Genomic DNA, 6,565 nt, shown 5'->3' on the forward strand with positions numbered 1-6,565 from the left:
GGTATTGGGTTAATCAACATCTTTCGTACGTAAAATTTACACTTACCAGTTCCACAGCGTGCCATCTTCAAGACGGGCGACCGGCAGATATGCGGGATCGTACGGATATTTCGCTGCAAGTTTTTCGTCAAACTCAATACCGAGACCAGGTTTGTCTCCTGGGTGCATATAGCCGTTATCAAAGGTCCAGTTATGCGGGAACACTTCCAACATCTGTTCTGAGTAACCCATATATTCCTGCACCCCGAAGTTTGGTACCCACAGATCGAAATGCAGCGCAGCGGCCATGCAGACTGGCGACAAATCGGAAGGTCCATGAGAACCCGTGCGTACCTGATAAAGTGAAGCAAAATCAGCAATACGACGCATACCGGTGATACCGCCTGCATGGGTAATAGTGGTGCGGATATAGTCAATCAGCTGTTCTTCAATAAGCTGCTTGCAGTCCCAGATACTGTTGAAGACTTCCCCTACGGCAATCGGCGTGACCGTATGCTGGCGGATCAGGCGGAAGCACGCCTGGTTTTCAGCTGGGGTTGGGTCTTCCATCCAAAATAAACGGTATTGTTCAATGCTCTTGCCAAAACGGGCCGCTTCAATTGGCGTCAGGCGGTGATGCATGTCATGCAGAAGATGTTCATCAAAACCAAATTTGTTGCGAACGGCTTCAAACAATTTCGGTGTGAAATCGAGATATTTCTCCGTCGACCACAGTTGTTCTTCCGGCCACTGGCCTTTGGTCGCAGGTTCGTAGGCCAGACCTTTACCTTTAGACATACCGTAGGTGGTCTTCATTCCCGGTACACCACACTGCACACGGATCGCTTTAAACCCCATCTCTTTATGACGCGCGTAATCCTCCAGCACATCATCAATGGAATGACCCGTTGTGTGACAATACACCATGACACCTTCGCGTGATGCGCCACCCAGCAACTGGTACAACGGCATATTCGCCGCCTTCGCTTTGATATCCCACAGGGCCATATCCACCGCAGAAATCGCCGACATCGTTACCGGGCCGCGACGCCAGTAAGCCCCCTTGTAGAAAAACTGCCAGATATCCTCAATTCGATGCGCATCACGCCCAATTAGCTGTGGACACACATGATCTTTCAGGTAGGACGCCACGGATAATTCACGCCCGTTCAGCGTGGCATCCCCTAATCCAGTGATCCCATCGTCTGTCGTGATTTTCAGCGTGACAAAATTACGCCCTGGACAGGTAACAAAAACTTCAGCCCCGACAATCTTCATTTTTTAATCCTTACATCTCTTCTTGTGATGCAGGAAATTTACCCAACTGAGCCACTACCATACAAGTATGAAGATCAAAAAAACGCTCACTGATCACAAAAAAGGCGCTATGCGCGCCCCCATCCAGCCACGATGATCAACATCCCACACAGTGCCACTAACGCGCCGGACCAGTCGTACAGACTCAGTTTTACGCCATCGACAATGCGTAACCAGAGCAATGCAGTCACCACATAGACACCACCATATGCGGCATATACCCGCCCACTCGCCGCCGGATGTAGCGTCAGCAACCAGACGAACAGCGCTAATGATACCCCAGCGGGAACCAGCAACCAGACCGTCGCTCCACGCTTAAGCCAGAGCCAGGGTAAAAAGCAGCCAATGATTTCGCATAACGCGGTGACGAAGAAAAGTAATGTTGTCTTAAGCATTGAAGTTATTCAGTTACCTTCGGTTTAACCATGATACGACAGAATATGTCCAACGTATCCATATGCGCCCAGTGGGTATGCCCTCGCGCAGGAATAGTGTAGAATTTAACCCTGTTTTATCGTTTTTTTCCCTTTCTCATTAAAGGAATTCGCTATGAAAATTACACTGACCAAACGCCTGTGCCTGACGGCGATGCTGACGCTGGCGGCGGCTGTGTACACCTCTTCCGCATTTGCTGAAACCAGTAAACTGGTCATAGAGTCCGGGGACAGTGCGCAAAGTCGTCAACAGGCCGCAATGGAAAAGGAACAATGGAACGATACGCGTCAGTTGCGTCAGAAAGTCAACAAGCGTACAGAGAAAGAGTGGGACAAAGCCGACGCTGCTTTTGATAGCCGTGATAAATGCGAACAAAGCGCGAACCTGAATGCGTACTGGGAGCCTAACACCCTGCGTTGTCTCGATCGCCGCACTGGCCGCACCGTTGCCCCATAATCATTGTGCTCACCAGAAGATATTGAAAGGATACGATATGGCAAGCGCCCTCAGTGTAAAGTTGCGCCCGCTGGAGCGTGAAGATTTACGTTTCGTCCATCAGCTTGATAACAACGCCAGCGTCATGCGCTACTGGTTTGAAGAACCTTACGAAGCGTTTGTTGAGCTGTCAGACCTGTATGACAAACACATTCACGACCAAAGTGAACGCCGTTTTGTGGTCGAGTGTGACGGTGAGAAAGCCGGGCTGGTGGAGCTGGTTGAAATAAACCATGTGCACCGCCGGGCTGAATTTCAGATCATCATTTCCCCGGATTACCAGGGCAAAGGTCTGGCAACACGCGCGGCAAAGCTGGCGATGGATTACGGTTTTACCGTGCTTAATTTATATAAGCTGTATCTGATCGTTGATAAAGAGAACGAAAAAGCAATTCACATCTACCGCAAACTTGGCTTTATGGTGGAAGGTGAACTGATTCATGAGTTCTTTATTAACGGCCAATACCGTAACACCATTCGCATGTGTATCTTCCAACAGCAATATCTGGCCGACCACAAAACACCGGGTTCCAACCTGTTACAACCTACCGCTCAGTAAAAACGGTTAGTAGTAATCAATGGTGTTTTCAATCGAGTAATGATGCTCAACTGCCGGCTTTACGCTTTCGTCAACGATAACCAGCTGGCAGTTGACCGGATTAGCATACGAATCATACTCACAGGTTTGTTTGACGTTACCTAAAGGGCGATCGTTCAGCATGCTTACTGCCGTGTAATCCAGTTTTTTCAATGGATCGGCTGACGGTTTAGCCTCAACCTGCAGCGTATTGTCCTTACTGATGGTGGTTTTGCCGAGCGGGTAGCCTTCCGCGTCATACCGGTACTGCACTTTCATCTCTTTTCCCGTGGCGGACACAATAAAACCGTTATCGTCGGTATCCCACACTACGCCCGCCGAAGGCAGTTCTGCCAGTTGGCATTTCCCCTGTAAACGGATCCGTTTTTCCAGCGTTTCGGCATCCCGATAGAAGTTCGCATCCAGCACTAATGCCATACCCGTATTGTTTTCGACATCATGCAATTCCAGCGTATCAAAACAGCCTTCCTGCGAGAGCGTACCTGTAACGCGCTTAGTCACTTCGCCTTTGTCATTAAGCAGTGTCTGACTAAAATCTTTCACCGGGCCGCGTAGCGGATCAAAATCAAACTCATTGGAGAAGCTGGCCATTTCCGGCGTAAAGGACACCAGCCCTTTGGCGTTATCACACCCAACCAACACGATACACAGGAAACCTAACAGGGTCTGTTTCTTCACATTTTTCACCGGGATAAGAAGATAATTCTCAATCATATTAGCAAATACAGTTATTTACACCAGAAATGCTAATCTTAGTTTATGTCGATCACGAAAGGAGTTGATGATGAAATACATAGCAGGAATTGCCGCGAGCTTATTATTGGTCGCTTCCCCGCAGATCCTGGCGGCACCCGCGTCCTGTGAGCGCGTGAAGAGTGATATCGAACAGCGCATTATGAATAATGGTGTCGCGGAATCCAGTTTCACGCTGAATATTGTTCCTAATGACCAGGCCGATCAGCCTGATTCACTGGTGGTCGGTCATTGTGCCAATGATACGCACAAGATCCTCTATACCCGAACCCACAGCGGTAACGCGCCCGCAAACAGTAGCCCTTCTCAGGACGGCCACGTGGCTGAACCGCAATAAATTTTTACCCTCCGTTCGCGGAGGGTCACTCCTGTTTGATATGCATTAATAAGATTTACCTATAAATAGGTAGACTCAACTTCATTGTTAGCAAGCTAGTTATTTCGTTATAAAACAATATATATAACGACAATTACAATGGAGTGGGTTATGTCTGAAGATGAGCAATATGGAGGTATTAGCCGCAGGACGTTAGTGAAATCCTCGGCTATAGGTTCACTGGCACTTGCTGCCGGAGGCCTGTCACTACCCTTTGGTATTCGTGCCGCTGCTGCTGCCGTACAGCAATCAGTGCAACCTGTTGAAGATAAAGCTGTCTGGAGTTCCTGTACGGTTAACTGCGGCAGCCGTTGCCTTTTACGTCTGCATGTGAAAGATGATGCAGTCTACTGGGTTGAATCTGATACGACCGGCGATGATATCTACGGTAATCACCAGGTTCGCGCCTGCTTGCGCGGTCGTTCGATTCGCCGTCGTATGAACCACCCTGACCGCCTCAAATACCCGATGAAACGCGTTGGTAAACGCGGTGAAGGTAAATTTGAGCGTATCAGTTGGGATGAAGCGCTGGATACCGTTGCCGGAAACCTGAAGCGTATTTTGCATGATTACGGTAATGAAGCCGTTCACGTTCTTTACGGTACCGGTGTGGATGGCGGTAATATCACGAACTCCAACGTCCCCTACCGTTTGATGAATTCCTGTGGCGGCTATCTAAGCCGTTACGGGAGTTACAGCACCGCACAAATCAGCGCCGCCATGGGATATATGTTCGGTGCTAACGACGGTAACAGCCCCGACGATATCGCCAACACAAAGCTGGTTGTGATGTTTGGTAATAACCCAGCCGAAACGCGTATGAGCGGCGGTGGCGTAACCTGGTATGTCGAGCAGGCGCGTGAGCGGTCAAATGCCAGAATGATCGTTATCGATCCACGCTACAATGACACCGCCGCAGGTCGTGAAGATGAATGGCTGCCTATTCGCCCAGGGACGGATGCTGCACTGGCCGCCGCAATCGGCTGGGTGCTGATCACAGAAGATCTGATTGATAAACCTTTCCTTGATAAATACTGCGTCGGCTACGATGAAACCACTCTCCCCGCCAGCGCACCGCGTAATGCGCACTACAAGGCCTATATATTAGGTGACGGCCCGGACGGAATTGCCAAAACCCCGCAATGGGCATCTCAGATTACCAGCATCCCCGCAGACAAAATCATCCAGTTAGCGCGTGAAATCGGTTCGGCAAAACCGGCTTACATCTGTCAGGGCTGGGGACCGCAACGCCATTCCAACGGTGAACAGACAGCCCGAGCAATCACCATGCTCTCTGTTTTAACAGGAAACGTGGGAATTAACGGCGGTAACTCCGGTATGCGTGAAGGAACCTGGGATCTGGGCGTTGAATGGTTCTCCATGTTAGAGAATCCGGTCAAAACACAGATATCGGTGTTCACCTGGACGGATGCTATCGATCATGGCGCAGAAATGACAGCCACCCGCGACGGTGTACGCGGCAAAGATAAACTGGATGTGCCTATCAAGTTTATCTGGTGCTATGCCAGCAATACGCTCATCAACCAGCATGGCAATATTGCTCATACTCATGACGTTTTACAGGATGACAGTAAGTGCGAAATGATTGTCGGCATTGAGCACTTTATGACCGCATCGGCGAAGTACTGCGACATCCTGCTGCCGGATCTGATGCCTACTGAACAAGAAGACCTCATTTCACATGAGTCCGCCGGGAATATGGGCTATGTGATCCTCGGACAGCCCGCTACCTCACCTAAATTTGAACGAAAACCCATCTACTGGATGTTAAGTGAAGTCGCGAAACGCCTGGGCCCGGACGTCTATCAAAAATTCACGGAAGGCCGCACCCAGCACGAGTGGGTGAAATATCTGCATGCCAAAACCAAAGAACGTAACCCGGAAATGCCGGATTACGAAGAGATGAAAACAACCGGTATTTTCAAGAAAAAATGCCCGGAAGAACACTATGTCGCCTTCCGTTCATTCCGCGAAGATCCTGCGGCAAACCCATTGAAAACGCCATCAGGGAAAATTGAGATTTACTCTGAAAGGCTGGCCACCATTGCCGAGACATGGGAACTCAAGCAAGACGAGATTGTGCATCCGCTACCGGCTTATGCGCCAGGCTTTGACGGCTGGGACGACCCCAAACGCAAAACGTATCCGCTACAGCTCACCGGATTCCACTATAAGGCGCGAACTCACTCAAGCTACGGCAACATTGATGTTTTACAACAGGCATGCCCACAGGAAATCTGGATTAACCCCGTCGATGCTCGTTCACGTGGCATTCATCACGGCGATACGGTGCGGGTGTTTAACAGCAATGGTCAGATGCTGATCGCCGCGAAAGTCACACCGCGTATTTTGCCCGGCGTGACAGCCATCGGCCAAGGCGCATGGCTCAATGCTGATATGTTTGGTGACCAGATCGATCACGGTGGCTCTATCAACATTCTCACGTCACATCGTCCTTCTCCGTTAGCGAAGGGGAATCCATCCCACAGTAATCTCGTTCAGGTTGAAAAGGCGTAAGGTGTAACCCATGACGACTCAATACGGATTTTTTATCGACTCCGCCCGTTGCACCGGTTGCAAAACTTGCGAAC

The 6,565-nt window shown here is 49.9% G+C and carries 7 protein-coding genes and 1 pseudogene; 5 read left to right on the plus strand and 3 right to left on the minus strand.

What is annotated here, in order from left to right; genetic code table 11:
* Positions 1 to 42: 42 nt before the first annotated feature.
* On the minus strand, positions 43 to 1,257 hold the full coding sequence (gene rspA / locus FDX19_RS13500; protein ID WP_005121148.1) for a starvation-sensing protein RspA: 1,215 nt from the start codon (positions 1,255 to 1,257) through the stop codon (positions 43 to 45).
* Between the two features lie 107 nt (positions 1,258 to 1,364).
* Entirely contained in the window at positions 1,365 to 1,691 is a 327-nt protein-coding gene (locus FDX19_RS13505; protein ID WP_137383112.1) for a YnfA family protein, read from the minus strand.
* Between the two features lie 154 nt (positions 1,692 to 1,845).
* Between FDX19_RS13505 and FDX19_RS13510 the strand changes: the two genes are divergently transcribed.
* Both FDX19_RS13510 and speG read left to right on the plus strand, forming a co-directional pair.
* Entirely contained in the window at positions 1,846 to 2,187 is a 342-nt protein-coding gene (locus FDX19_RS13510) for a DUF1283 family protein (RefSeq protein ID WP_137383113.1), read from the plus strand.
* Between the two features lie 37 nt (positions 2,188 to 2,224).
* Complete coding sequence (gene speG / locus FDX19_RS13515) at positions 2,225 to 2,785, plus strand: spermidine N1-acetyltransferase (protein ID WP_101743063.1); 561 nt, start codon at positions 2,225 to 2,227, stop codon at positions 2,783 to 2,785.
* A gap of 6 nt (positions 2,786 to 2,791) precedes the next feature.
* Here the strand turns inward: speG and FDX19_RS13520 are convergent, their stop codons facing one another.
* Positions 2,792 to 3,502 (minus strand): YnfC family lipoprotein, encoded by a 711-nt coding sequence (locus FDX19_RS13520; protein ID WP_137383114.1) that lies wholly within the window; start codon positions 3,500 to 3,502, stop codon positions 2,792 to 2,794.
* 106 nt (positions 3,503 to 3,608) lie between these two features.
* On the opposite strand from FDX19_RS13520, the gene FDX19_RS13525 reads away from it, so the two are divergent.
* From FDX19_RS13525 to FDX19_RS13535, 3 genes and pseudogenes are all read left to right on the plus strand, one after another.
* On the plus strand, positions 3,609 to 3,914 hold the full coding sequence (locus FDX19_RS13525) for a DUF1161 domain-containing protein (RefSeq protein ID WP_137383118.1): 306 nt from the start codon (positions 3,609 to 3,611) through the stop codon (positions 3,912 to 3,914).
* A 138-nt stretch (positions 3,915 to 4,052) separates the two neighbouring features.
* Positions 4,053 to 6,491 (plus strand): selenate/tellurate reductase subunit YnfF, encoded by a 2,439-nt coding sequence (gene ynfF / locus FDX19_RS13530; protein ID WP_137383115.1) that lies wholly within the window; start codon positions 4,053 to 4,055, stop codon positions 6,489 to 6,491.
* Between the two features lie 10 nt (positions 6,492 to 6,501).
* Positions 6,502 to 6,565 (plus strand): annotated as a pseudogene (locus tag FDX19_RS13535) (dimethyl sulfoxide reductase subunit B); the annotation flags it as partial.

Source organism: Citrobacter sp. wls619 (genome assembly GCF_005281345.1).
GTDB lineage: Bacteria > Pseudomonadota > Gammaproteobacteria > Enterobacterales > Enterobacteriaceae > Citrobacter.

Coding starts and splice junctions, on each gene's coding strand:
- rspA (WP_005121148.1), bottom strand. CDS start 1,257: ATGAAGATTGTCGGGGCTGAAGTTTTTGTTACCTGTCCAGGGCGTAAT.
- FDX19_RS13505 (WP_137383112.1), bottom strand. CDS start 1,691: ATGCTTAAGACAACATTACTTTTCTTCGTCACCGCGTTATGCGAAATC.
- FDX19_RS13510 (WP_137383113.1), top strand. CDS start 1,846: ATGAAAATTACACTGACCAAACGCCTGTGCCTGACGGCGATGCTGACG.
- speG (WP_101743063.1), top strand. CDS start 2,225: ATGGCAAGCGCCCTCAGTGTAAAGTTGCGCCCGCTGGAGCGTGAAGAT.
- FDX19_RS13525 (WP_137383118.1), top strand. CDS start 3,609: ATGAAATACATAGCAGGAATTGCCGCGAGCTTATTATTGGTCGCTTCC.
- ynfF (WP_137383115.1), top strand. CDS start 4,053: ATGGAGTGGGTTATGTCTGAAGATGAGCAATATGGAGGTATTAGCCGC.